Below are 24728 nucleotides of genomic sequence, written 5' to 3' on the forward strand. Positions count from 1 at the left end.
TTAGGACGTCGACCCGATGACGCCCTCGACGAGGTAGTTCATCGACTCGAGCGCCACGTCGGTTTCTTCATAGGCCACGCCGCTGGCGGCGATCTCATTGCCCGCGTTGTCTTTCAGCGGCCCGGTGATGACCGCAAAGCCGCCAGCCATGATCTTGGCCTTTGTGTCCTCGAACTGCTTGCGGCCGGCCTCGGGCACGGCAGGTCCCAGCGGCGACATCTTGATGAAGCCTTCTGCCAGACCGCCCCGGACGAAATTGTCGACCTTCTCGCCCGCAAGCGTCTTCTTGACCATGTCGGTATAGACCGTGGCCCAGTTCCACTCGGCCCCGGTCAGGTACTTGTCGGGCGCCAGCTCGGACTGGTTGGCGTGGTAGCCGCAGACATAACAGCCACGACCCGCCGCCGTTTCGATCACGACCTTCGGCCCGTCGACATGGCAGGTGATGACGTCGGCGCCCGCATCGGCCAGCGCATTTGTCGCCTCGGCTTCCTTGACTGCCATCGACCATTCGCCGGTGAAGATCACCTGACAGGTGATCGACGGATCGACCGACCGGGCCCCCAGAAGGAAAGAGTTGATGTTCAGCAGCACCTGCGGGATCGGCTTGGCCGCGACAAAGCCGATCTTCTTGGTCTTCGTCGCATGCCCTGCGGCGATCCCGTTCAGGTACTGCCCCATGCCGATGTAGCCAAAGTACGATCCGGTGTTGGTCGGCATCCCCTCGGTCCAGAGCCCGCCGCAGTGTTCAAAGCGCACTTCCGGATACTTGGGCGCCACCGACAGGATATGCGGGTTGAAATAGCCGAACGAGGTCGGGAACAGCAGCGCCGCCCCGTCGAAGTTTATCATCGATTCCATCGTCTGCTGGACATCCTGCGTCTCGGCGACGTTCTCCTCCTCGATGACCGTGACGCCATCCATCGCCTTGACCGCCGCCGCGCCTTCGGCATGGGCCTGGTTATAGCCATAGTCGTCGCGCGGCCCGACGTAGATGAAGCCGACCGTCAGGTCGCCCGCCGCCTGCGCCGGCACTGCCAGCCCGCCCAGTGCCGTCGCCCCGGCCAGCCCGGCGGTGGTCGAAAGAAACCGGCGTCGTGTCAGAAAATTTGTCATGTGAGTCCTCTCCGCTGTCTCCGGATTTTCAAAATGCCGGTTTGAGACTCATGCTAGGCTATACTGCGGTGCTGTCTGCTGCTAAGTATGACCCGTTCCGATGCAAAAATTGCAGCATACCATATGAAACATCTGGAAACGCTGGACTTTATCGAAGCGATCAATCGCGCGGGCTCGATCAGGGGCGCGGCCGAAACGCTGTCAATTACATCAACTGCCCTGAATCGCCGCCTTCTTGCGCTCGAGGAGGAGCTCGGCGCGCCGGTTTTCGAACGTCTCGCACGCGGCGTCCGCCTCTCCATCGCGGGTGAGCTGCTGATTCAACACATCCGCAGTCAGCGGGCCGATCTCGATCGCGTCCGCTCACAGATCGCCGATCTGAAGGGCGAACGGCGCGGCCATGTGAAGGTGGCATGCAGCCAGGCGCTGCTGCCGTATTTCATGCCGCGTGAGATCAACGTCTATCGGGCCGACCATCCCCAGGTCACCTTTTCGGTCAACCTTCGCGACCGCCACCGGGCCGAGCGGGCGCTGGTCGCGCTCGAGGCCGACATCGCCCTCGTCTTCGAGCCGGTGCGCCTGTCGGACGTGCAGGTCCTCGCCACCGCGCCGCAGCTCGTCCATGCGGTCATGAACCGCAACCATCCCCTTGCGGCCAAACAGAAGGTCCGGCTGTCGGATCTGGCACAGTACCCTGTCGGCATGCCAAGCGAGGAGTTCGGGGTCCGCTATCTCCTCGACATTGCGATGCAGCGCTCGTCTGTGAGGATCACGCCGGTGATCGAATCCGACAGTTTCGAATTCCTGCGCATGTATCCGGGGTCGGATCTGACCATCACCTTCCAGATCCCGATCGGTCTTCCCGATGACGCTGACGCAACCTTTGTCACCCGGCCGATTGATCCGCGCGATGTCCCGGCCGGTCTGCTTTACCTGGCGCAGCTACGATCGCGCACCCTGCCTGTTGGCGCAGCGAATTTCGCCCGGCAATTGGCCCGCGCCATGGATGCCGCTGCCGAGGTCTGACAACCTTGCGGTGGCGTCCAAACGGCGTCTCATCGCTAATCCCTATTGTTCGTGAAGATATGGCACGGTCGTGGCGTATTTCGGCGACCCGGACGATGAATGCCGAGATTCGCGCAGATTGTTCCGGCGACCATCCTTCGTCCGCCGAAACAGCGCAGGCCCTGAGCCGCGCCATGTCGACATTGACCGCAATGACCTGCGCGCCGCCATCCGCCGCACGTCCGAGGAGTGACAAATCGCCGGACAGGACTCCGGATGGCAAGCCTACTGTAACGGCCCGATTGAAGCCGCCAGCTTTGACGAAGTCAGGGCGCGCCAAGACTCGTGCCTGAAAACGCAGTTATGCACGAGTCTTGGCGAGAGAAGCCATGCCGGGCGAAGGTCTGGGCGTTGAACGACGCAGGTGGTGGCGTGACGACGAGACGCTCGAGATCTTGCTTGAGGTGGGTGTTGGCGGGGCCTTGGTCACGCAGGTTGCCCATAGACACGAGCTCACGCGGTCGCAGAGCTACGGCAGGCACCGTGACCGGAAGAAGAAGCGGCTGTGGTCACCGGATCGCGGGGTGGTTTTCCGACCCGATGATTTCGGCGCGATGTCCGAACCCGCACAATCTCCTGCGCCCTCTCGGCCGGTCCTCGTGGAACTGCGACTTGCCAATGGTCGCTGTCTCCGTTTCGACAGCAGCGTGGATGGCGAGGCCCTGACCCGGCTGATCCGGGCGGTGGAAGCCGCATGATCGGCCCAGGCACCGGGGGCCGCGTCTACCTTGCCTGTGGCGCGACCGACATGAGGAAGGGGATTGCGGGGCTATCCGCTCTAGCGCAGGACGTGCTGCGCCGGAAACCCGCGAGCGGCGCGGTCTTCGCGTTCCGGGGGCGCAAAGGCGATTGGCCAAAGCTGCTCTACCGGAATGGCCAGGGCTTCTGCCTTTACTACAAGGTCCGCGAGCGCGGGCGCGTCCCTTGGCCAAACACCTAATCCGGTGTCGTGCGACTGACCTCGGCGCAGCTGGCGACACTTGGGGAGGGATCGACCGGCGGCGCCCGGACTGGGGCGCGCCACCAGCTTGGGCGGGATAGATTATCCGTTTGAATTTCCTTGTTTTATTGGCCACAGGCCCTGTTGCACAAATCCTGCAAAGGATTCATCTCGTGAATCCAGTGCGGTAGCTGGGGATGCATGAGCAGACCCACACCCCCGAGGCACAGGACCAGGAACTGGCCAGCCTTTATCGAAGCACTCAAGCGCCGGGGCTCGCTGACGATCCGGTTCGACCCCGGGATGAGCCGGGAGGCCGAGCGGACAGGCAGGCGTGGCCGGCAGCAGAGCTATAGCGACGCCGCCATTCAGACCTGCCTTTCGATGAAGGTTGAAGGGCGTCCCGGACTTGATCCAGTGGATGGATTCAGCCCTGAATAGGCGGAGCCCCGGCTTGTTCGGCATGGCGCTCCGGCAGACGACCGGGGTCGTCGAAAGCCTGCTGCGGCTGATCGGTCGACTGGACGGTGCCCCAGTTCAGCACCTTGTCGCGCCGCCAGAAGAGCCTGGCCGTGAGCATCCCGTGTCGCGGCTCCAAAGGATCGCTGCACCTGCTGATCCCCTCGTGTAACATCACGTCGTGATGTACCGCCGGGCAGTGGACAGCACCGGGATCAAGGTCGCGGGCGAAGGCGAATGGCGCACCCGCAAGCATCGCGGCCCCAAACGGCGCGTCTGGCGCAAGATCCACTTCGGGGGTGATGAACGAACATTCGAGATCAGGGCCGTCGACGTCACCGGGGGCCACATCGGCCCCTCTCGGCCGCCATCCTGCGGATCCGCCTGCCGCGCAGTTGACGCGCCGGTGCTGCCCGACCTGCTCGGTCAAATCCTGGTGGACCAACAGATCGGCAGTGTCACCGCCGACGGGGCCTCCGACACCCGCAAATGCCACGATGCCATCGCTGATCGCGGCGCACACGCCGTTATCCCGCCCCGCAAGAACGCAATGCCATGGAAGACAGTCACCGCCGGCGCGGTCGCACGAAACGACGCACTGCGGGCATCGAAATACCTCGGTCGTGCCCTCTGGCGACGTTGGAGCGGATACCACCGCCGAAGCCGCGTCGAGACGAAAATGCAGTATGTGAAACTGCTGGGGCAGCGCCTCATGGCGCGGGACTCTCACCGTCAGGTCGCCGAGCTTCGGGTGCGTATCGCCGTTCTGAACGGCTGCACCGCGCTCGGCATCCCCGCCACAGAGACCGTGGGATAGGTCTGTCCGCAGAAACCGGACGCCCGGCCATCAGCTCGTCCGTGCAACAAAGTCCGTTCGGGCTGCAACCGTGTTGTGATTCAGTGAGGGGAGGGATGCTCCTCCCTAAGATAAGGAGTGTGCAAGTATGGTCCCTTGTGTGCACGCGAACCCCTAAATGCATCGTGTGCACCGGGGACAGTCGAAAACCACACGATCATTACCTTTTTAATTCTTATGGTTATGAGTCTTTTTCGAATCCTCTCCAGACCACAAACAAGCCGCCGTGGTTTCAATGCCCCGGCGGCTTTTTTGTTGGCCGGTCGAACCTCAGCCCGAAAGGGAGATGTCGTCCAGCAGCCCCGCCGATCCGGCCAGCCCCAGCAGCATGACGCTGGCCCCGGAACCGAAGTCCAGCAGCACGCCATCTTCGGTCACCCCGGCCAGCGCATCCAGCCGCGCCTGGGTCAGCGCGCCGCCCCAGATCGTGGCGTCGACAAGCAAGCTGTCCTCTCCGGCCGCGAAATCCGTGACGGTCACTGCGCCGATCCCGGCGTGGAAGACAAAGCTGTCCGCGCCCGCGCCGCCGGTCAGCAGGTCGTCGCCGCCCGAGGCATGCAGCGTGTCCCAGCCACCGCCGCCAAACACCGTGTCATCGCCGAAATCGCCCTGCGCATCGTCCCACCAGGTGTCGAAGCCGAGCCCCAGGACGGCATAGTCCATGCCCCGCCCTCCGGTGACCTGGTCATTGCCGTCATTGCCGTAGATCGTGTCGCCCTGGTCGCCGCCATGGACCGTGTCCGCCCCCTTGCCCGCGCGCAGGTAATCGGCCCCGGCGCCGCCATCGAACAGGTCGAACCCATTGCCGCCGTAGATTGAATCGTCTCCGTCCCCGGCGTGGACCGTGTCGTCGTTGAAGGGGGCGGGCTGGGTATTGTCCTCGAAGATGTCTGCGCCCGCGCCCAGGGACACCACGTCGGCGCCGTCACCGCCGATCACCCGGTCGTCGCCATCGCCGCCGTCCAGCGTGTCGTCCCCGGCCCCGCCGTAGAGCGTGTCATGCCCCGCGCCGCCCGCGAGGCTGTCGTTCCCGCCGTTGCCGACGATCTCGTTGGCCGCGCTGTCGCCGGTGACCGTGTCGGCGCCGTCCCCGGTCCAGATGCCCTCGATCCCGACCAGGCGGTCGGGCGCGGCGCCGCCCTGGGTCGACAGGACCGGCGCGGCGGCCGACAGGTCGACCAGCACGGCTAGGGCCAGCCCGTTCGCGGCGCTCAGAAAGGCATAATCGGCGATGTCCAGCGCCCCCGCGCCCCCGTCAAGCAGCTGCCCGCTACCCGTCCCGGCGCTGAGCGTGTCATTGCCCGCCCCGCCGCGCAGGGTGTCGGCGCCATTGCCGCCCAGCAGCAGGTCGTCGCCCTCCTCTCCCTCAAGCTGGTCGGCCCCGTCGGCGCCCAGCAGCGTGTCGGCCCCGGCCCCGCCCCAGAGCGTGTCGGCCCCCAGCCCGCCGGTCAGGTGGTCGCGCCCGCCGTCGCCATGCAGCGCGTCGTCGCCTTCGCCCCCGCCCAGCGTGTCGCCATCGCCGCCGCCGCGCAGGTCGTCGTTGCCGGCCTCGCCGTACACCACGTCCAGGCCCTGGCCCCCCAGCAGCGTGTCGTCTCCACCACCGCCAAGCAGCAGGTCATCGCCGAAATCGCCAAAGAGCAGGTCCGCGCCGGCAACGATCGCGGCGGGGTCGCGGTAGGCAAAGGCGTAGCGGCCAATCGCGCCCAGGCCGAGCCCGGGGTCGATGGTGAAGCCGGTCGCCGACAGGGTGAAGACATCGCCGCGCAGATCCCCCGCAGCGCCGGCCGAGGACCAGGCGTAGAGCGCGCCCGCGAACCATGGATCGAACAGAGCCGCATCCAGCGCGCCGTCACCGACCAGCGTGTCGTCGCCCACCCCGCCGTCCAACGTGTCCGCCCCGTCGCCGCCCAGCAGGCGGTCCTGGCCGAAATCGCCGCGCAGCAGGTCGGCGCCCAGACCGCCGTCCAGCATGTCGTCGCCCCACCCACCCCACAGCTCGTCTCGGTTGTCCGCCAGCGGGTCCGCGTCCGGGTCGTCGCCGATCAGCAGGTCGCCGCCGCGGTTGCCCTCGGCGAAATCGGCGCCGGCGCCGCCGACCATCAGGTCGGCCTGGTCGTCGCCGTGCAGCTCGTCATCGCCGTCGCGGCCGATGATCACGTCCTGACCGTCGTTCCCGGCCAGTTGCACGGCCGTCCCCAGGCCGGAATCGTCATCGAGGTAAAGGTCATGTCCGAAGCCGAGCGTCTGGTCGTCGATCCCGACCATGTTGCTTTGGGCGCCGGTGTTGACGATGACATTGTTGAGGTCGAGGGTGGCCTCGGGGTCAAAGACCGGCTCGCCGTTGTCCCAGAGGTACAGCTCGAACAGGTCGCTGCGCAGGGCATCGCCCTGGTCGGGCAAGGGCAAGTGCAGGGTCGCGCCGATCGCCGCCGTGGCCTCGAGCGCGATCACGGCCGCATCCCCGGCCGAGACGTCGAAGATGTGCTGCCAATGCGCCTCGACCTCGGCGCGGGTGACGCCCTGCAGCACGATCTCGCGGGTAACGCCGTCCGGCCCGCCGGTCGGGTTCCAGCCGGAAAGGGTCAGCACGGCGTCGCCCTCGACCTCGGCCAGGTGCGCGGCCACCAGTTCCTCGGCGGAATAGAGCAGGTGCGACAGGTCGATCCGGTCACGGCGCGGATCGAACCCGATGACAAGATCGGTGAAGGCAGTGAGGGACGGGTCGATCATCCCGGGCGCGAAGGTCGAGGTGTATTCGCGCCCGATCACCACCACGTCACTGTCCTGTCGGGCGAAATCCGTGTCGGCGATGGCGGCGATCAGCGACACCGACGCCGCGGTGTCGTCGCCGAAATGCTCGAGGATCAGGCGCGTGTCCCCGGTCAGGATCTCGCGCTCGGCCCAGTCCGTGACGAAGGTGTGAAAGACCGGCGCGTGATCGACGTAATAGACATTGTCGCGCGGCCCGCCGACGAGGATGTCGTTGCCCGCCCCGCCGAACACATGCGCGGCCCGGCCGAACAGGTCATGGACCCCGTCGCCCATCGCCGCGTTCGAGTTCATGAACAGGCCGCTGACGTAATCGTCGCCCGACCCGCCGTCGATGAAGCCGACCAGCGCCAGCGCCTCGACAATGTCGTTGCCGGCCCCGCCCGTCGCCCCGGCATAACCCATCGCGGCACCGCCGGTGACCTGGACCAGGTCGAAGTCGACGACCGAGCCGGTGAAGACGATGTAATCCGTGCCGTCTCCGCCATGGGCGAAGCGGTCGACGCCGTTGTTCACCTCGATGTAGTCGTTGCCCGCGCCGCCGGCGGCCGCGTCGCCGTCATCGTCGCCAAAGACGAAATCGTCGCCGTCGCCGCCATGGACGAGGTCGCGGCCGAAATTGCCCGAGACGTGGTCGTTGCCGGCATCGCCCCAGACAGTGTCGTCGTCGTTGTTACCCTGCACCACGTCGTCGCCATCGCCGCCGTGGACCAGGTCGTTGCCGGTGTTGCCGCGCACGAGGTCGGCCCCCGCGTCGCCCCACATGGTGTCCGCGCCCGAGCCGCCGCTCAGGCTGTCGTCCCCCGCGCCGCCCGCCAGGTGGTCGGCGTCCAACCCGCCTTCGGCCAGGTCAGCGCCGTCGCCGCCCAGCAGGCTGTCCATCCCCGCCCCGCCATAAAGCGCATCGTCGCCGCCGCGCCCGTCCAGCGTGTCGGCACCGGAATTGCCGACCAGTTGGTTAGCCGCCGCATCGCCGCGCATCAGGTCGGCGCCGTCGCCGCCCCAGGCACCCTCCATCAGCACCAGCGTATCCGTGGTCGACACCAGCGCCCCAGAGGCGATGACCGCGATGACCTCGGCTTCGGCAAAATCGATCCGCACCGCGTAGCCGGCCGTGGTGACAAAGGAATAATCGGCGATGTCGAACCCGTCGCCTCCGGTCAGCAGGTTGTTGCCCGCCCCGCCACGCAGGATGTCGGCGCCGATCCCGCCCGAGACGGTGTCGTCCCCGTCGCCGCCCAGCAGCGTATCCGCGCCCTCGGCACCCAGCAACACGTCCGCCCCCGCGCCGCCCGACAGCAGGTCGTCGCCAGTGCCGCCGTCCAACGTGTCGTTGCCGCCGCCGCCGTCGATTGAATCGTCGCCCGCCCCGGCAAGGAACACATCGTCGGCGCCGTCGTGGCGCACCGTGTCGTTGTCGCCAAGGGAGGATTGAAAGATGATCGCCATGCCCCGTGCCTCCTGTTCCCCGGACGGCCCGGTGCACGGGTTCAGCTTACAAGGGCAGGCTCACGGGTCAATTCCCGCGCCCGTCAGCCCCGCGCGGCCCAGAGCGCGCCGCGGCGGATGATCTCGGTCACCTGCGGCTGGCGCAGGTCGGCCAACTCGTGCCCGATCGAGCAGTAGAACACCCGCCCCTTGTCCCAGCGCCGCTTCCAGGCCACGGGCATCACCGTGCCCTCGATCCACCACAGGTCGTCGCCGGAAAAGGTCGTGGTCGCCAGCACCTCGTTCGAGGGATCGACCAGCTTGCAATATTGCTCGGACCGCAGACGGAAGCTGCTGATGCCCTGCACGATGGGGTCGTCGGGTCGGCAGATGGTCACGTCGTAGTCGATGACCCGCGCACCGGCGGGCGCATCGGCCACCAGCCGCGCGATATGGTCCGGGCTCATCGTGCCCATTTCGAGGAAATGCCGCGCGCCAGGGGCGGCAAAGAGGCCGTCGGGGCCGAAATGCACCGCCTCGGACGCGGCATCGTCGGCCAGCATGGTGACCACCACCTCGGCCCCTTCGGCCAGGGCGCGGGGCGACGCGGCAACCGCGCAGCCCAGGTCCCTGGCCAGCCCCCGTGCCTTGGCCGTGTCGCGCGTCCAGAGCGTCACCGCGTGCCCGGCCCGCACGAGGTTGCGCGCCATCGGCGCCCCCATCCGGCCCAGGCCGGCAACCCCGACCCGCATCACGCCACCTTGTCCCCGGCCTCGGCCCCGATGCCGGAAATCGCCTGGATCAGGTTGTCCTCGGTCACCTCTTCGGCCGTGAAGGTCCGCATGATCCGGCCCGAGAACATGGCCACGATCCGGTCGCTGACGCGCAGCACCTCGGGCATCTCGGACGAGATGACGATCACCGCGTAGCCCTGCGCCGCAAGTTCGCGGATCAGGTTGTGGATCTCGGTCTTGCTGCCCACGTCGATGCCGCGCGTCGGTTCGTCCACGATCAGCACGTCCGGGTGCATCGACAGCCACTTGCCGATGACGATCTTCTGCTGGTTGCCGCCCGACAGGTTGCCCGCCAGCTGCTTCCAGCCCGGCGTGCGGATGTCCAGCCGGTCGCGGTACTGGTCGAAGATCGCGATCTCGGCCCCCTCGGCGACGAAGGGTCCGGCGCGCAGGTCCTGGACCTGCGGCAGGGTCATGTTGTCCCGGCAGTTCATGCCCAGCACCAGCCCCTGCCCCTTGCGGTCCTCGGGCACCAGCGAGATGCCGCGCGCGATGGCGTCGGCGGGCGACTGGATGCGCACCGTCGCGCCGTTCAGCAGGATCGTCCCGGCGCTGGGGTCGCGCAGGCCGAACAGCGTCTCGGCGATCTCGGTCCGGCCGGCGCCGACCAGGCCGTAAAAGCCCACGACCTCGCCGCGCCGCACCTCGAAGCTGATGTCCTCGAAGAGATCGCCGCAGGACAGCCCCCGCACCTCGAGCGCGACATCGCCCAGCGCATGGGTCGCCGGCGTCCGGCTGAGGTCGAGCTTGCGGCCGATCATCAGCTGCGTCACGGCCTCCTCGTCGGTCTCGGCGGTCTTGAGCGTGCCGCGATAGCTGCCGTCACGCAGCACGCTGATGCGGTCGGTGATGCGAAAGATCTCCTCCATCCGGTGCGAGATGTAGATGATGCCGACCCCCTGCGCCTTGAGGTCCGCGATCACGTCGAACAGCACGATCTTTTCGGCATCGGTCAGCGACGCGGTGGGTTCGTCGAAGATCACCGCCTTTGCGTCCACGGTCAGGGCGCGGGCGATCTCGACCATCTGCTGGTTGGCGATGGACAGGTCCCCGACCAGCGTCCGCGCATCGAATCCGACGCGCAGCTTGCCGAGGATCGCGTCGGTCTGCGCATGAAGCCTGTCCCAGTCGACCAGCCCGAAGCGCTTACGCGGCAGCTCGCCCAGGTAGATGTTCTCGGCCACCGTCAGCTCTTCGGCGAGGCTGAGTTCCTGGTGGATGAAGACGATTCCCTTGGCCTTGGCCTCGAGCGGCGAGGCCATGACGGCCGGGGCCTCTTCGACCAGGATGCGCCCTTCGTCGGGCTGGTAGATGCCGCCAAGCACCTTCATCAGGGTCGACTTGCCGGCGCCGTTCTCGCCCATCAGGGCATGGACCTCTCCGGGCAGCACGGCAAAGGACACGTCGTCCAGCGCGCGCACGCCGGGGAAGGTCTTGACGATATGTTCAAGACGCAGGACGGGGGCGGGACCGGTCATATGCGCAACTCCTCTTTGCCCTTGATGTTCAGTTGCCGGTCGAGGAACAGCACCGCGATCAGGATCAGCCCGATCACCAGGTTCACCGTCTCGGTATCGGCGCCGATATGGGCCAGCCCCTTGCGCAGAAGCTGGATCGCCAGCACCCCGCCGAAGGTCGACAGGATCGACCCCGCGCCGCCGGTCAGCTTGGTGCCGCCCAGCACGACGGCGGTGATGACCCACAGCTCGTAAAGCTCGCCGTCATTGGGGTTCACCGACCCGCTTTCGGAATAGAAGACCACGGCCGAGAGCGCGGCCAGAAAGCCGATGATCATGAAGTTGATCATCATGTGCGGCCCGACCCGGATGCCGGCATTGACCGCCGCGGTGCGGTTGTCGCCGATGGCATAGGCGTTGCGGCCATGCACCGTGCGGGTCATCACGAACCAGATGACGCCCGTCACCACCAGCAGGAACCAGGTCGCCGTATGCAGCCCCAGCACCTGCGCCTCGGCAAAGTCCACGAGAGTCCAGTTGAGGTGGCTGGTGGGTTGTTCACCGTTATACATGAAGACCAGGCCGCGGTAGCCCAGCATCGACCCGAGCGTGACGATGAAGGCATCGACCCCGGTTTTCCAGACGATCAGCCCGTTCAGCGCGCCCAGCAGCGTGCCGGTCAGCAGCGCCAGCGCCCAGGCCACCGGGATCACCCAGTCGCCGAGGCCCGCAAAGATCGGCCAGGTCATGCTGTCGAGCAGCACGATGGCGCAGATCGCGTAGGTCGCCCCGACGCTGAGGTCGATGTTGCCGTTGATCATGACGATGGTCATGCCCATGGCGATGATCCCGATCGGCGCCGATTGCTTGAACAGCAGCAGCATGTTGCCGGCATCCATGAAGGCCTTTTCGGACAGGCTCAGGAATTCGCCCGCGACGGTGAAGAAGATCAGCTCGAGCAGGATGAAGCCCCAGATGGCCCCGCGCTTGAGCAATGTGGACAGCTGTCCGGGTTGCATGGAACGTCCTCCCTTACGCGATCGGCGACCAGAGCTTGCCGCGCTTGGCCGCGATATCCAGCCAGACGGCCAGGATGATGATGACCCAGGTCACCACGTACTGGACGTAGAACTGCAGCCCGACCAGCAGCAGGCCGTTCTGGATGAAGCCGAGGATCAGCACGCCGATCACGGTCTTGAAGATCGTGCCCGACCCGCCCAGCAGCGAGGCGCCGCCCAGGATCACCGCCGCCAGCACCTCGAGCTCGAGCCCCTGGCCGACGGTGTTCTGCGACCCCAGCGAACGGCTGGCCTGGATCAGCCCGGCGGTGGCGACGCAGAAGGCCGACAACAGGTAACAGGCAAAGACGACGCGCGGCCGGCGGATGCCCGAGAACGTCGCCGCCGTGCCGTTGCCGCCCACGGCATAGACCTTGCGGCCAAAGGGCGTGCGGGCCAGCGCAAGGCCAAGCACGGCGGCCAGCAGGGCAAAGATCAGGATCGGCACCGGAAGGCCCAGCACCTCGCCCTGGCCGAAGACCTTGAACCAGGTGCCCTCCTTGTCGGCGATATCCATGTTCTTGCCGCCCGACCAGGTCAGCGTCAGCCCGTGGATCGCCGACAGCATGCCCAGCGTCACGATCAGAGAGTTGAGCCGCAGGTAGCCGACCAGGAACCCGATCACCGCGCCCAGGCACAGCGTCAGCGCGAACATCGCCGGGATCGCCAGCGCCGGGCCGATCTTGTCGTGCAGGTCGAGCACGACGATGGTCGAAAACGACATCATCGACCCGACCGAAAGGTCGAGGTTCCCGCTGATCACCACAAAGGTGACGCCCAGCGCCATGACGCCAAGGATGGCCGAGGACCGGATCACCCCCATGATGTTGTCGGGATCGACGAACCGCGTGTTGGCGATGGTGAAGCCGATCATGAACAGGGCAAAGGCGATCAGGATGCCCTGCCGGGCCAGTAACGCGCCGATGTCCTTGCTTGCCAGAGCCTGCATGGGCCCCCTCCTCCCCTTGTCTTCGGACGCGGCGCTCATACCAGCGTCATCCCGCCGTCAATCATGACGATCTGGCCGGTCATGTAATCGCTGTCGCGCGACGCGAGAAACGTGGTGGTGCCGGTGACATCCTCGGGGCGCGCGACGCGGCCCTTGAGGATCTCGGCCGAGAATTCCTCCATCGCCTGCCCGGGCCGCTCGGCGGCGCCGATCTCCATCAGGTCGCGGTCGACCTGCTCCCACATCTCGGTGGCGACGACACCGGGGGCAAAGCCCGTGACGGTGATGTCATGCCGCGCGAGATCCCGCGCGCCCGATTGCGTCAGCGACACCACGCCCCACTTGGAGGCGCAGTAGGGCGCGACGTTGTCGAACCCCTGCCGGCTGGCGACCGAGGCGGTGTTGATGATCTTGCCGAAGGTGCCCTGGCGGATGAACTGCCGCGCTGCCTCCTGCATGCCGATCAGGCAACCCAGGCCGTTCACGTCCATGATGAAGCGCCAGTTCTCCTCGGTCACGTCGAGAAAGTTCATCGGCTTGTTGACCCCGGCATTGTTGAACTTGACGTCCAGCTTGCCGAAGACCGCGACCGCATGGTCGATCATCGCGCGCACTTGCGCCCGGTCGGTCACGTCGACCCGGGCATGGGTCACGCGGCCCGCGCCGCGGCCCTGGTTCAGGGCGGCCACGTCGGCCACCTTGTCGGCGTTGATGTCGGCGAAACAGACATCGGCGCCTTCGTCCAGCAGCGCCTCTCCGATGGCGCGGCCGATGCCCTGCGCTGCACCGGTGACGATGCAGGATCGGCCGGAAACACGGGCCATGACCTCCTCCCCAGGTTATGAAATCATGTGAAACGGTGGCCCGGGCGCGCTGCGGTCCGCGCCCGGGCCTGTCCCTCAGAACACCGGCTTGGTGAAGTCGCCCATGTTGTCCTGCGTGATCTTCGGCGTGTCGAAGTAGTTCAGGAACGGCACCTCGTCGCCGTTCAGCACGTCGATGGCGGTCTTCAGCGCCGCCTCGGCGTCATCGACCGGCGACTGGTAGATCGACCCCCAGTACTCGCCGCGCTCCATCGCCTCGTAGCCGACCGAGAAATTGGTCGCGCCGACAAAGATGATGCCCTCGCGCCCGGCTGCCTTGGCCGCGTTCAGCGCGCCGACACCCATGTTGTCGTCGCCGGCATAGACGCCGTCGATGTCGTCGTACTTGACCAGGAAGGCCTCCATGACCTTCTGGCTTTTCTCGCGGTTCCAGTCGCCCGGCTGGGTCTCGACCAGCGTGACGTTGGGGCAGACCTCGGGCAGGCGCTCCTCGAAGCCCTGGGCCCGTTCGATCGCGGTGGTATAGCCCGGCTGGCCGGAAATCTGCACCACGCGGGCCTCGTTCTCGATGCCCATGGCCTTGAACTTGTCGCACATGATTTCTGCCGAGCGGGAGCCCTGCGTGATGTTGTCCGGCCCCGAGAAGGAGGCGACGAAGTCAAAGCCCGGCTCGGCGATGTTGGAATTGGTCACGATGACCGGGATGCCGGCGTTCTGCGCCTTGCGCACGGCGGGGATCACCGCCTCGCCATTGGTCGGCCAGATGATGATCGCGTCGACCTCCTGCTGGATCAGGTCCTCCATCTGGGCGATCTGGCGGGCCACGTCGCCGCCGGCGTCCAGCACCACGGCCTCGACGGCATCGTTTTCCTCGGCCGCGGCGATAAAGGCCTTCTCATAGGTCGTCTGGTAGCTGTCCACGCCGACGTTGTTCTGCGTGATGCCGATGGTCCAGGTCTCGGCCGCGGCGGCACCGCCAAGGGCCAGGGCAGCCGCGGCAGTGGTCAGGCCGAGTGCATTGCGAATGTTCATCTTGGGTTTCCTCCCGGTTTTCCCTCTTTGGTTCGTGCCCCCGATTTCCTCCCTCGGGGGCTCATCATCCGGTGTGAAGGACGACTGGCCCCAAGGGTGCATCTTCCCGCCGCGCCCGGACCCCGCAGAAATATCCGTAATGAACATTCTTATTTCCGAAATGGACATTTTCGCGGTACGGTCTTCGCATCACTTTGAACATCTTGCGAGGGAGGCGCGCAATGACCGACAGGACCCCGCCCGATCGGATGCCGCAACGACGCAGCGGCACATCCCGCACACACACAAACCGGATGCAGAACGTGAACGCGATGCAAGGACATAGTCAAGGACATGCGGTTTCGCCCCGGGCGAAGACCGAGATGCTCCAGATCCTGTCCTTTCTGGATGATTTCAGCGACGAGATCGAGGATTCCAGCGACCTGTTCGCCCCGAACCCGGTGCTGCGCATGGTGCTGCACCTGGTGCGCGGGCATCTCGAGGCCAAGATCGTCACGCCCACCTCGCTGATCGGCGCCAGCCGGGTGCCCTATGCCACCGCCAACCGGCGGCTGCGCGACATGGTCGAGGCCGGGCTGATCGAGCAGCGGCCGCGCACCAAGACCGGCAAGAGCTTTTCCATGCACCCCAGCGAGGCGCTGCTCGAGCAGTGGATGCAGCTGTCGGGGCGGCTCAAGCGACTGGCGGAAAGCGAGTTCGGCGGGCGCCGCCCGGCGTCGGACACGCGCGACTATTTCTACGGCGGCTCGTATCTTGCCGCGCAATCGGTGCCGCCGCTCAGCGTGCTGCCCGAACCGCTCAAGCTGGCGGGCGGGCTGCGAGTGCTGGTGCATGGCGATCCGACTTTCATGGTGATGGACAACCTCAAGCGGCAGTTCGAACAGGCGGTGGGCGTGCCGATCCACCAGCGCGCCTTTTCCATCGACCGGCTGCGCGAAGAGGCGCTGCGCAACGCCGAGCGCAAGGTCAGCCGCTACGACATCGTCGCGCTCGACCTGCCCTGGGTGGGCGAGTTCGCGGAAAAGGGCCTGTTGATGCCGCTGGACACGGCGATGGACATCGCCCGGCTCGACCCGTCGGATTTCCACACCGCCGGCTGGAAGGCGGCGCATTGGGGCAAGCGCCCTTACGGCGTGCCGGCCCAGACCACGCCCGAGCTGCTGTTCTACCGCAAGGACCTGTTCGCCCAGGCCGGCCTGGCCCCGCCCGGCACCACCGAAGAGCTGCTGGAAGCCGCCGCCGCCCTGCACGATCCGCGTCGCGGCCGCCACGGCATCGCCTGGAACGCGGCGCGGGGGACGGCGCTGGGGCACACGGTGCTGATGACCATGTCCGACTTCGGCCAGCCCGTGCTCGACCTGCCCCGGATCGCCGGCGGGTTCGAGACGGACCACCTGGCGGACGGCGGCTACCGCCCCACCATCGACACCCCTGGCGGGCTGCGCGCGGCCGAGTACCTGATGGAGCTCTTGCGCTATTCGCCGCCCGACATCCTGTCGATGTCCTGGTACGAACGGGTGCGCCCCTATGCCGGCGGCTCGGTCGCGATGGCCTATGGCTACACCCTGCTGGCCCCGTATTTCGAGCTCGACGACACCTCGCCCGCCTATGGCCAGACCGGATACCTGCCGCATCCGGCGGGTCCGGGCGGCACGCCGGTTGCGCCGGTGGGTGGTTACGTCATGGGCATCCCCGCGAACCTGCCCGAAGAGCGCCTGGCCGGCGCCATCGAGGCGCTGATCGTCTTCACCTCGCCCGAGGCGCAGAAGCTTTACGTGCAGAACGGCAGCCGCACCAACGCGCGCTATTCCGTCGGCGCCGACCCCGAGGTGCGCCGCGCCTCGCCGATCTTCGAGGCGGTGGACGCCATGTCGTGGCGCGACGAACTGCAGTTCTGGCCGCGCCCGCCGGTGCCCGAGATCGGCGAGATCATTGAGATCTGCGGCGAGGAATTCCACGACATGCTGCGCGGGATCGTCACCCCGCGCGAGGCCCTGCGCAACGCTCAAGGGAGGGCGGATGCGCTGATGGAGCAAGACAAGACAGGTTGACTGAGGAGGAGTGACCGATGGACCCCGACCGCCTGAAAGGCAAGAACATCCTGATCACCGGTGCCGCCCGCGGCATGGGCGCGGCCAATGCGGAAAGCTTTGCCGCCCAGGGCGCGAATGTCTGCCTTGGTGACCTTGACGGCGCCGAGGCGGAAAAAACCGCGGCGCGGATCAACGCCGCCGGAAACGGCCGGGCCGTCGCGGTGCAGATGGATGTCACCCGCCGCGCGGACAATGCCGCCGCCGTCGCCGCCACGGTCGAGGCCTTCGGGTCGATCAACGTCGCGCTGTTCAACGCCGGTCTCAACAAGCCCCGGTTCTTCATGGATATCGACGAAGACAACTGGGACATGATCATGAACGTCAACACCAAGGCGATGTGGCTGGGCATGCAGGAGGCCGCCCGCCAGATGATCGCGCAGGGCCCGATGGCGGATCATCCCTACAAGATCATCAACGTCGGCTCGATCGCCTCGCGCAAGCCGCTGATCGACGTGACGGTCTACTGTACGTCCAAGTACGGATGCCTGGCGCTGACCCATTGCGGGGCGGTGTCCCTGTCCGAACACAACATCACCGTCAACGGCTACGCGCCCGGCGTGGTGGTGACGCCGCTGTGGGAACAGCTGGACAAGGACCTCGTGGACATCGGCTTCAAGCAGCGCGAGGGCCAGGCCTATGACGACATCGTCCGCGAGGCGCTGCAGATCAAGCGCGTGTCCTACCCCGAGGACATCACCGGCACCGCGTCCTTCCTGGCCTCGCATGACAGCGACTACATGACCGGCCAGATGATCCACATCGACGGGGGCTGGTGCATCCAGTAACCCCCGCCAATTCCCTGAAATGAAAGACAAACGGGCCGCACATGCCGCGCCCGGAGGAGAAAGACATGTCTCGCGCCCTGATGCCCAACATGCTCACCCCGCAGGACCTGGAACCGAACTGGGAATGGCGAGACCGCCTGCCCGCCTGGGGCCATACCTCGGTCGATTTCGAACGGCGGATCGATCACGACCGCCTGCGCCGCTACCGCCTGGCCCGCACCCGGCAGGCGTTGCAGCAATCGCAGGCCGGCACGCTGCTGCTGTTCGACGTGAACAACATCCGCTACGTGTCGGCCACCAAGATCGGCGAATGGGAGCGGGACAAGATGTGCCGCTTCTGCCTGCTGACCGGCGATGACAGCCCCTATGTCTGGGACTTCGGCTCGGCCGCGATGCATCACAAACGCTATTCCGACTGGCTCGAGCCCGACCATTGCCTGGCCGGCGTGGTCGGCATGCGCGGCACGATCCCGCCCGAGTTCGGGCTGATGAAGAAATATGCCAAGCAGATTGCGGGCCTGATCCGCGACGCCGGCATGGCCGACATGCCCGTGGGCGTCGATTACGCCGAGACGGCCATGTTCCATGCGCTGCAGGAGGAAGGGCTGCACGTGGTCGACGGCCAGCAGATCATGCTGGCCGCGCGCGAGATCAAGAACTGGGACGAGATCCAGCTGCTGACCCAGGCGGCCTCCATGGTCGATGGCGTCTACCACATGATCTACGAAGAGCTGAAACCCGGCGTGCGCGAGAACGACATCGTCGCCCTGTCGAACAAGATGCTCTACGAGATGGGCAGCGACGATGTCGAGGCGATCAACGCCATCTCGGGCGAGCGCTGCAACCCGCATCCGCACAATTTCACCGACCGTCTGTTCCGCCCCGGCGACCAGGCGTTCTTTGACATCCTGCAAAGCTACCAGGGTTATCGCACCTGCTATTACCGGACCTTCAACATCGGCCGGGCGACGCCGGTGCAGACCGATGCCTATGTCAAGGCGCGCGAATGGATCGACGCCTCGATCCAGATGATCAAGCCAGGCGTCACCACCGACAAGGTCGCCGCCGTCTGGCCCAAGGCGGAGGAGTTCGGCTTTCCGAACGAGGACGCGGCATTCGGCCTGCAGTTCGGTCACGGGCTGGGCCTTGCGCTGCACGAGCGGCCGATCATCAGCCGCGCCGTGTCGCTGGATCACCCGATGGAGATCCAGACCGGCATGGTCTTCGCGCTGGAGACCTATTGCCCGGCCAAGGACGGCTATTCCGCCGCGCGGATCGAGGAAGAAGTCGTGGTGACCGAGACCGGCTGCGAGGTCATCAGCCTCTTCCCGGCCGAGGACCTGCCGATCGCCAACCGGTACTGAGCACCGCCGCCGGTGGCGCGCGGGGCAAGCCGCGGATGCCTCCGGCGGGAGTATTTTCGGAATAATGAAAGCAGGGGCGAAGGCCCCGGAGGGGGGAGCCGATGGCCGAGGCAAGGACGAACACCGAGGATTACCTGCGCATGTACCGGCAGATGGTGCGGATCCGCACCTTCGAGGACAATGCCAACCAGCTGTACCTGTCGGCCAAGATGCCGGGGCTGACGCATATGTATTCCGGCGAGGAGGCGGTCGCCGTCGGCATCTGCGAGGCGCTGAAGGTGGCAGACAAGATCACCTCGACCCATCGCGGGCACGGGCATTGCGTGGCCAAGGGGGCCGCCTTCCGCGAGATGTTCTGCGAGCTGCTGGGCAAGGAAGAGGGCTATTGCCGCGGCAAGGGCGGTTCGATGCATATCGCCGACCAGTCGAACGGCAATCTTGGCGCCAATGCCATCGTCGGCGGGTCCATGGGGATCGCCACCGGCTCGGCCTTTACCGCGCGGATGCTGGGGCGGGATGACGTGACCGTGTGCTTTTTCGGCGACGGGGCGACGGCGCAGGGGCTGATGTACGAGGTCATGAACATGGCCGCGCTGTGGAAGCTGCCCGTGATCTATGCCTGCGAGAACAACGGCTATTCCGAGTACACCCGCACCGACGAGATCGCCGCCGGGTCGATCACCGCCCGGGCCGAGGCCTTCGGGATCGAGGCGCACCAGGTCGATGGCCAGGACGTGCTGGCGGTCAACGCGCTGACGCAGGACCTGGTGGCGCGGGCGCGCCGGGGCGAGGGGCCGTTTTTCATCGAGCTGATGACCTATCGCTACCACGGCCACCATGTCGGCGACATCAACCGCGAATACTACCGCGCCAAGGCCGAGGAGCAGGAGTGGAAGGAGACCCGCGACCCGATCACCCGCTTTCGCGGCTGGCTGGTCGAAGAGGGGATCGCCTCGGAAGACGAGATCGAGGCGATGAACGAGGAGATCCGCGCCGATGCGAAGGCCGCGGTCGATTATGCGCTGGCGGCAAAATACCCCGACACGTCCGAGGTGGACATGCATGTCTACAAGGGCGTGACCCACGCGCTGGCCTGAGAGGAGGAGACGAGATGCGAGAGATCACCCTGTCCCAGGCCGTGAACGAGGCCCTGGCCGAGGAAATGCGCCGCGACGAGACCGTGTTCATCATCGGCGAGGACGTGGCCGAGGCGGGCACGCCCTTCAAGGTGCTGTCGGGCCTGGTCGAGGAATTCGGCACCGCCCGCGTGGTCGACACGCCGATCGCCGAGCCGGGCTTCATGGGCCTGGCCGTGGGCGCCGCCATGACCGGCACGCGCCCCGTGGTCGACCTGATGTTCGGCGACTTCCTGTTCCTGGTCATGGACCAGCTGTGCAACCAGGCGGCCAAGACCCATTACATGTCGGGCGGCAAGCTGACCGTGCCCCTGGTGCTGCGCACCAACCTTGGCGCCACGCGCCGCTCGGCCGCGCAGCACAGCCAGTCGCTGCATGCGCTGGTGGCGCATATCCCGGGGCTGAAGGTGGCGCTGCCGTCCTCGGCGCTCGAGGCGAAGGGCCTGCTGAAGACCGCGATCCGCGACGACAACCCGGTCGTGATCTTCGAGGACAAGCTGATGTACAACGACAAGGCCCCGGTGCCCGAAGGCGAGGTGCTGATCCCGTTCGGGCAGGCCAACGTCAAGCGCGAGGGGCGCGACATCACCCTGATCGGCACCTCGTCGATGGTGCAGGTCTGCGAGGCGGCAGCCGGGATCCTGTCCGCCGAAGGGATCGAGGCCGAGGTGATCGACCCGCGCACCATCGTGCCGCTGGACGAGGCGACGCTGCTGGCCTCGGCCCGCAAGACGTCGCGCGTGATCGTGGTGGACGAGGGGCACCAGAGCTACGGCATCACCGGAGAGATCGCCGCCCGGATCAACGAAAGGGCCTTCTACCATCTCGATGCGCCGGTGCTGCGGATGGGGGCGATGGATGTGCCCGTGCCGTTCTCGCCCGCGCTCGAGGACATCACCGTGCCGACGCCCGAGGGGGTCGCCGAAAACGCCCGCCGGCTGGTGCGGGGGGAGATGATCCATGCCGCATGAGGTGATCATGCCCGCGCTTGGCATGGCGCAGGACAGCGGCCTCATCGTCGCCTGGCACAAGGCCGCGGGCGATGCGGTGGCGGCGGGCGATGTGCTGTTCGAGGTCGAAACCGACAAGGCCACGATGGAGGTCGAGGCGCAGGTCGCAGGATTCCTTGCCCGGGTTCGCGCGGCGGCGGGCGACAGCGTGCCGGTGGGCGAGGTGATCGCGGTGATCGGTGACAGCGCCGAAGAAGAGAGCCCGCCGGAAGCCGCCCCGGAGCCGGATGCGCTGCCCGAGGGGCACGGCGTCATCATGCCCGCCCTCGGCATGGCGCAGGACAGCGGCCTCATCGTCGCTTGGCACAAGGCGCCGGGCGACGCGGTCGCCGCCGCCGACGTGCTTTTCGAGGTCGAGACCGACAAGTCGACGGTCGAGGTCGAGGCCGGGGCCGACGGCTATGTCGCCGCCCTGCTGGCCGAGGCCGGGCAGGAGGCGCCGGTGGGCGAGGTGATCGCCGTGATCACGGCGGACAAGCCCGAAGCGCCGCAGCAGCGCAGCCGCTCGGCAGGTGCGACGCCCGACGCTGCCTCTGCCTCTGCCTCTGCCTCTGCCGCGAAGGTGCCGGGGAACACGCCCGTCAAGGCGCCCGAAGCCAGGGCCCCTGCCCCGACCGATGGCCGCATCCTCGCCTCTCCCAAGGCGCGGCGGCTGGCGCTGGAACAGGGGCTCGACCTGCAACGGCTGGTCGAAGAAGGCCATCCGCAGCCCTACCACGCGGCCGATATCGAGGTGCTGAAATCACTCGGGCCCAGCAAGGTAGCCGCCCCGGTGGCCGCGGCGCAGACCCGGCGGCTGACGGCCGACCTGCCCGAGGACGGCTTTGCGGCGTTCGCCACCTGGGCCCGCGACGGGGTGGGGTTGGACGATGCCCAGGCCCTGCTTGCCGGTCTCGCCGCCGCGGGGCTGGGCCGTGACAGGGCCACCGTGGCCGTGGAGGCGCAGGGCGACCGGCAGGTCTACGCCGTCCCGCATGGGCCGCTTTCGGCGATCGACAGGGCAGACGCCGCGCCGGACCTCATCCTGCGCGACCTGCGGCTCAGCCGCATCGCCAGCGTTGCGTTGGGCGCCGAAGACGCGCCCGTCCTGACGCTGACCCCCGCCGGCGACGGGCTGACCATCACGCTGGAATGCAGCGCGGACCAGCTGGACGCCACCGCCGCCCTCACCCTTCTTTCCGAGTTCGCAGGCCGGATGGAGCAGCCGCTCCGCCACCTGCTCTGACAGCCGGAGACCGACATGGACTTCACCGATCTCTACATCAACGGCCAATGGACCCCGGGCACCTCGGGCGAGCGGTTCGACGTGATCAACCCCGCGACCGAAGAGGTGCTGGCCAGCGTCGCCTCGGCCGATATCGCCGATGCCGATGCCGCGCTGGATGCGGCCGAGGCCGCGATGGCCGACTGGGCCGCGCGCACCCCGCGCGCCCGGTCCGAGGTGCTGCGCCGCGCCTGGGAGCTGATGAGCGCCCGGCTCGAGCACTTCGCCCGCCTCATCACGCTGGAAAACGGCAAGGCCCGCGCGGACGCGATGGGCGAGGCGGGCTATGCCGCCGAGTTCTTCCGCTGGTTCGCCGAGGAAGCGGTGCGCGCCGACGGCATGATCACCCATGCGCCGGCTTCTGGCGCGCGGATCATCGTGCAGCACAAGCCCGCCGGTCTGGCCGTGCTTGTCACGCCCTGGAACTACCCGGCCGCCATGGGCACGCGCAAGATCGCCCCCGCGCTGGCCGCCGGCTGCGCGGTCATCATCAAGCCCGCGTCCGAGACGCCGCTGACCATGCTTGCGCTGATGCCGCTGCTGGAAGAGGCCGGCGTGCCCCCCGGCCTTGTCAACGTGCTGCCGTCGCGCCGGACCGGGGCGCTGGTCGATCACATGCTGCATGATCCGCGGGTGCGGGTGGTCAGCTTTACCGGCTCGACCGGGGTGGGGCGCAAGCTGCTGCATTCGGCCGCCGACCAGGTGCTGAAACCGGCGATGGAGCTGGGCGGCAACGCGCCGCTGATCGTCTTCGACGACGCCGACCTGGACGAGGCGGTCGCCGGCACGATGCTGGCCAAGATGCGCAACCTCGGCGAGGCCTGCACCGCCGCGAACCGGATCTACGTGCATGAAGCGGTGGCCAAGGCCTTCACCGAAAAACTGACCGCCGCCATGTCCGCGCTCAAGCTCGGTGACGGGTCGGACCCTGCCGTCGATGTGGGCCCGCTGGTCAACGCGGACACCCGCGACAAGGTCGCCGCCTTCGTCGCCGACGCGGTGGCCAAGGGCGCCCGCGTGGAATGCGGCGGCATGGCGCCGGGCGGCACGGGCTTTTTCTACCCGCCCACGGTGCTGTCGAACGTCCCCGAGACCGCCGATTGCGTCCATGACGAGATCTTCGGCCCGGTCGCCGCGATCCAGACCTTTGCGGACCAGGCCGACGTGATCCGCCGCGCCAATGCCACGGAATATGGCCTCGTCGCCTATGTCTTTTCCGGCGACATGAAGCGGGCGCTGCAGGTCTGCGAACGACTTGATTACGGCATGGTCGGCCTCAACCGCGGGCTGGTCAGCGACCCGGCCGCGCCCTTCGGCGGGACCAAGCAATCGGGGCTGGGCCGCGAGGGCGGACACGAAGGCATGCTCGAGTTCATGGAAACGCAATACATCTCGGCCAGCTGGTAAGGAGGCTGCAATGAGCGACATCATCGCCCCGCCCTCGGTCCGGGCGCAGGCCCTGCAAAAGGGCATCGACCTCGACAAGCTGGCCCGTGACCTCGGCCGCACCAGCATCGCGATGGAGGACCTGCAAGGCAAACGGCCGCCGGCCCCGGGCGACACCGCCTTGTGGGAGGTGGACCACGCCGCCCACGGCCCGGTGACCGAGGAGCCGATGAGCCGGTTTGCCCAACTCGCCGCCGCCAACCTCGCCGCCGCGAACGCGGTGATCCCGCAGGTGACCCACCACGACCGGGCCGAGGTCACGGCGATCGAGGCCCTGCGCGCCAGCCTGAAACCCGAGGCGCAGGCGCGCGGGGTGCGGCTGACCGCGCTGGCGTTCCACGTCAAGGCGCTGGCCCGGGCGCTGCGGGACTTTCCGCGCTTCAACGCGTCGCTCAGCGCCGATGGCAAGACGCTGGTGCTCAAGGATTACGTACATATCGGCATCGCCGTCGACACGGCGCATGGGCTGATGGTGCCTGTCATCCGCGACGCCGACCGCAAGGGCCTGTGGCAGATCGCGGCCGAGATCGCGGATCTCGCGTCCCGCGCGCAGGACCGCAAGATCAAGCCGGGCGAGATGGGCGGCGCCTCGATGTCGATCTCGAACCTTGGGGGGATCGGCGGCATCGGCTTCACCCCCATCGTGAACCCGCCCGAGTTGGCGATCCTTGGCATCACGCGGACCGAGACAGTCACGGTCTGGGATGGCGACAGCCCCCGCCCGGTGCGAATGGCGCCGCTCGACCTCAGCTACGATCACAGGGTGATCAACGGGGCGGATGCGGCGCGGTTCATGGGCCATCTCTGCGGGCTTATCGCCGATCCGCGCCGGATGATGGTCTGACCCGCGTCTTGCCGCGCCGCCCGCGCGGTTGTTAGC

General features: G+C 67.1%; 19 protein-coding genes and 1 pseudogene. 12 read left to right on the forward strand and 8 right to left on the reverse strand.

Annotation, left to right across the window (positions count from 1 at the left end; translation table 11 throughout):
- Complete coding sequence (locus MF270_RS10035; RefSeq protein ID WP_238365742.1) at window positions 1-1116, reverse strand: BMP family ABC transporter substrate-binding protein; 1116 nt, start codon at window positions 1114-1116, stop codon at window positions 1-3.
- A gap of 123 nt (window positions 1117-1239) precedes the next feature.
- On the opposite strand from MF270_RS10035, the gene MF270_RS10040 reads away from it, so the two are divergent.
- The 4 genes and pseudogenes from MF270_RS10040 to MF270_RS10055 all read left to right on the forward strand — a co-directional run bounded on the left by MF270_RS10040 (window position 1240) and on the right by MF270_RS10055 (window position 4397).
- Window positions 1240-2142: a LysR family transcriptional regulator gene (locus MF270_RS10040; protein WP_238365743.1), complete on the forward strand. Its 903-nt coding sequence runs from the start codon at window positions 1240-1242 to the stop codon at window positions 2140-2142.
- 368 nt (window positions 2143-2510) lie between these two features.
- Window positions 2511-2879: a hypothetical protein gene (locus tag MF270_RS10045; protein ID WP_238365744.1), complete on the forward strand. Its 369-nt coding sequence runs from the start codon at window positions 2511-2513 to the stop codon at window positions 2877-2879.
- On the forward strand, window positions 2876-3121 hold the full coding sequence (gene tnpB, locus MF270_RS10050) for an IS66 family insertion sequence element accessory protein TnpB (RefSeq protein ID WP_472850393.1): 246 nt from the start codon (window positions 2876-2878) through the stop codon (window positions 3119-3121). The genes MF270_RS10045 and tnpB overlap by 4 nt, the downstream gene beginning before the upstream one ends.
- A gap of 201 nt (window positions 3122-3322) precedes the next feature.
- Window positions 3323-4397 (forward strand): annotated as a pseudogene (locus MF270_RS10055) (IS5 family transposase).
- Between the two features lie 309 nt (window positions 4398-4706).
- Here the strand turns inward: MF270_RS10055 and MF270_RS28160 are convergent.
- From MF270_RS28160 to MF270_RS10100, 7 genes are all read right to left on the reverse strand, one after another.
- On the reverse strand, window positions 4707-8657 hold the full coding sequence (locus MF270_RS28160; RefSeq protein ID WP_272490720.1) for a calcium-binding protein: 3951 nt from the start codon (window positions 8655-8657) through the stop codon (window positions 4707-4709).
- Between the two features lie 83 nt (window positions 8658-8740).
- Window positions 8741-9388 carry a ThuA domain-containing protein gene (locus MF270_RS10075; RefSeq protein ID WP_238365745.1) on the reverse strand — a complete coding sequence of 216 codons (648 nt, stop codon included), beginning with the start codon at window positions 9386-9388 and terminating at the stop codon, window positions 8741-8743.
- The gene (locus MF270_RS10080; protein ID WP_238365746.1) at window positions 9388-10908 is read right to left on the reverse strand and encodes a sugar ABC transporter ATP-binding protein; all 1521 of its coding nucleotides are present in this window, start codon (window positions 10906-10908) and stop codon (window positions 9388-9390) included. Before MF270_RS10080 ends, MF270_RS10075 begins: the two co-directional genes overlap by 1 nt.
- Window positions 10905-11906, reverse strand: a complete 1002-nt coding sequence (locus tag MF270_RS10085) for an ABC transporter permease (RefSeq protein WP_238365747.1) — start codon at window positions 11904-11906, stop codon at window positions 10905-10907. The genes MF270_RS10080 and MF270_RS10085 overlap by 4 nt, the downstream gene beginning before the upstream one ends.
- 13 nt (window positions 11907-11919) lie before the next feature.
- The gene (locus tag MF270_RS10090; RefSeq protein WP_238365748.1) at window positions 11920-12894 is read right to left on the reverse strand and encodes an ABC transporter permease; all 975 of its coding nucleotides are present in this window, start codon (window positions 12892-12894) and stop codon (window positions 11920-11922) included.
- Window positions 12895-12929: 35 nt separating this feature from the next.
- Entirely contained in the window at window positions 12930-13718 is a 789-nt protein-coding gene (locus MF270_RS10095) for an SDR family oxidoreductase (RefSeq protein ID WP_238365749.1), read from the reverse strand.
- 75 nt (window positions 13719-13793) lie between these two features.
- Window positions 13794-14750 (reverse strand): sugar ABC transporter substrate-binding protein, encoded by a 957-nt coding sequence (locus MF270_RS10100; protein ID WP_238365750.1) that lies wholly within the window; start codon window positions 14748-14750, stop codon window positions 13794-13796.
- Window positions 14751-15112: 362 nt separating this feature from the next.
- Here MF270_RS10100 and MF270_RS10105 point away from each other — a divergent pair, with 362 nt between their 5' ends.
- The 8 genes from MF270_RS10105 to MF270_RS10140 all read left to right on the forward strand — a co-directional run bounded on the left by MF270_RS10105 (window position 15113) and on the right by MF270_RS10140 (window position 24692).
- Window positions 15113-16801 (forward strand): extracellular solute-binding protein, encoded by a 1689-nt coding sequence (locus MF270_RS10105; RefSeq protein WP_238365751.1) that lies wholly within the window; start codon window positions 15113-15115, stop codon window positions 16799-16801.
- 17 nt (window positions 16802-16818) lie between these two features.
- Complete coding sequence (locus MF270_RS10110; RefSeq protein ID WP_238365752.1) at window positions 16819-17628, forward strand: SDR family NAD(P)-dependent oxidoreductase; 810 nt, start codon at window positions 16819-16821, stop codon at window positions 17626-17628.
- Between the two features lie 65 nt (window positions 17629-17693).
- Entirely contained in the window at window positions 17694-18992 is a 1299-nt protein-coding gene (locus tag MF270_RS10115) for a M24 family metallopeptidase (RefSeq protein WP_238365753.1), read from the forward strand.
- Between the two features lie 101 nt (window positions 18993-19093).
- On the forward strand, window positions 19094-20089 hold the full coding sequence (locus tag MF270_RS10120) for a thiamine pyrophosphate-dependent dehydrogenase E1 component subunit alpha (RefSeq protein ID WP_238365754.1): 996 nt from the start codon (window positions 19094-19096) through the stop codon (window positions 20087-20089).
- A 14-nt stretch (window positions 20090-20103) separates the two neighbouring features.
- Window positions 20104-21099 carry an alpha-ketoacid dehydrogenase subunit beta gene (locus MF270_RS10125; protein WP_238365755.1) on the forward strand — a complete coding sequence of 332 codons (996 nt, stop codon included), beginning with the start codon at window positions 20104-20106 and terminating at the stop codon, window positions 21097-21099.
- Window positions 21089-22363 carry a biotin/lipoyl-containing protein gene (locus MF270_RS10130; RefSeq protein ID WP_238365756.1) on the forward strand — a complete coding sequence of 425 codons (1275 nt, stop codon included), beginning with the start codon at window positions 21089-21091 and terminating at the stop codon, window positions 22361-22363. The genes MF270_RS10125 and MF270_RS10130 overlap by 11 nt, the downstream gene beginning before the upstream one ends.
- Before the next feature lie 15 nt (window positions 22364-22378).
- A complete protein-coding gene (locus tag MF270_RS10135) occupies window positions 22379-23809 on the forward strand; it encodes an NAD-dependent succinate-semialdehyde dehydrogenase (RefSeq protein ID WP_238365757.1) in 1431 nt (476 codons plus the stop codon).
- A gap of 10 nt (window positions 23810-23819) precedes the next feature.
- Window positions 23820-24692, forward strand: a complete 873-nt coding sequence (locus MF270_RS10140) for a 2-oxo acid dehydrogenase subunit E2 (protein ID WP_238365758.1) — start codon at window positions 23820-23822, stop codon at window positions 24690-24692.
- The last annotated feature ends 36 nt before the right edge of the window (window positions 24693-24728 follow it).

The organism is Mesobacterium pallidum, assembly GCF_019966535.1.
Taxonomy (GTDB): domain Bacteria; phylum Pseudomonadota; class Alphaproteobacteria; order Rhodobacterales; family Rhodobacteraceae; genus Mesobacterium; species Mesobacterium pallidum.

Excerpts from the sequence above, each read along its gene's own strand:
- MF270_RS10035 (WP_238365742.1), bottom strand. The coding sequence starts at position 1,116 with ATGACAAATTTTCTGACACGACGCCGGTTTCTTTCGACCACCGCCGGG.
- MF270_RS10040 (WP_238365743.1), top strand. The coding sequence starts at position 1,240 with ATGAAACATCTGGAAACGCTGGACTTTATCGAAGCGATCAATCGCGCG.
- MF270_RS10045 (WP_238365744.1), top strand. The coding sequence starts at position 2,511 with ATGCCGGGCGAAGGTCTGGGCGTTGAACGACGCAGGTGGTGGCGTGAC.
- tnpB (WP_472850393.1), top strand. The coding sequence starts at position 2,876 with ATGATCGGCCCAGGCACCGGGGGCCGCGTCTACCTTGCCTGTGGCGCG.
- MF270_RS28160 (WP_272490720.1), bottom strand. The coding sequence starts at position 8,657 with ATGGCGATCATCTTTCAATCCTCCCTTGGCGACAACGACACGGTGCGC.
- MF270_RS10075 (WP_238365745.1), bottom strand. The coding sequence starts at position 9,388 with ATGCGGGTCGGGGTTGCCGGCCTGGGCCGGATGGGGGCGCCGATGGCG.
- MF270_RS10080 (WP_238365746.1), bottom strand. The coding sequence starts at position 10,908 with ATGACCGGTCCCGCCCCCGTCCTGCGTCTTGAACATATCGTCAAGACC.
- MF270_RS10085 (WP_238365747.1), bottom strand. The coding sequence starts at position 11,906 with ATGCAACCCGGACAGCTGTCCACATTGCTCAAGCGCGGGGCCATCTGG.
- MF270_RS10090 (WP_238365748.1), bottom strand. The coding sequence starts at position 12,894 with ATGCAGGCTCTGGCAAGCAAGGACATCGGCGCGTTACTGGCCCGGCAG.
- MF270_RS10095 (WP_238365749.1), bottom strand. The coding sequence starts at position 13,718 with ATGGCCCGTGTTTCCGGCCGATCCTGCATCGTCACCGGTGCAGCGCAG.
- MF270_RS10100 (WP_238365750.1), bottom strand. The coding sequence starts at position 14,750 with ATGAACATTCGCAATGCACTCGGCCTGACCACTGCCGCGGCTGCCCTG.
- MF270_RS10105 (WP_238365751.1), top strand. The coding sequence starts at position 15,113 with ATGCTCCAGATCCTGTCCTTTCTGGATGATTTCAGCGACGAGATCGAG.
- MF270_RS10110 (WP_238365752.1), top strand. The coding sequence starts at position 16,819 with ATGGACCCCGACCGCCTGAAAGGCAAGAACATCCTGATCACCGGTGCC.
- MF270_RS10115 (WP_238365753.1), top strand. The coding sequence starts at position 17,694 with ATGTCTCGCGCCCTGATGCCCAACATGCTCACCCCGCAGGACCTGGAA.
- MF270_RS10120 (WP_238365754.1), top strand. The coding sequence starts at position 19,094 with ATGGCCGAGGCAAGGACGAACACCGAGGATTACCTGCGCATGTACCGG.
- MF270_RS10125 (WP_238365755.1), top strand. The coding sequence starts at position 20,104 with ATGCGAGAGATCACCCTGTCCCAGGCCGTGAACGAGGCCCTGGCCGAG.
- MF270_RS10130 (WP_238365756.1), top strand. The coding sequence starts at position 21,089 with ATGCCGCATGAGGTGATCATGCCCGCGCTTGGCATGGCGCAGGACAGC.
- MF270_RS10135 (WP_238365757.1), top strand. The coding sequence starts at position 22,379 with ATGGACTTCACCGATCTCTACATCAACGGCCAATGGACCCCGGGCACC.
- MF270_RS10140 (WP_238365758.1), top strand. The coding sequence starts at position 23,820 with ATGAGCGACATCATCGCCCCGCCCTCGGTCCGGGCGCAGGCCCTGCAA.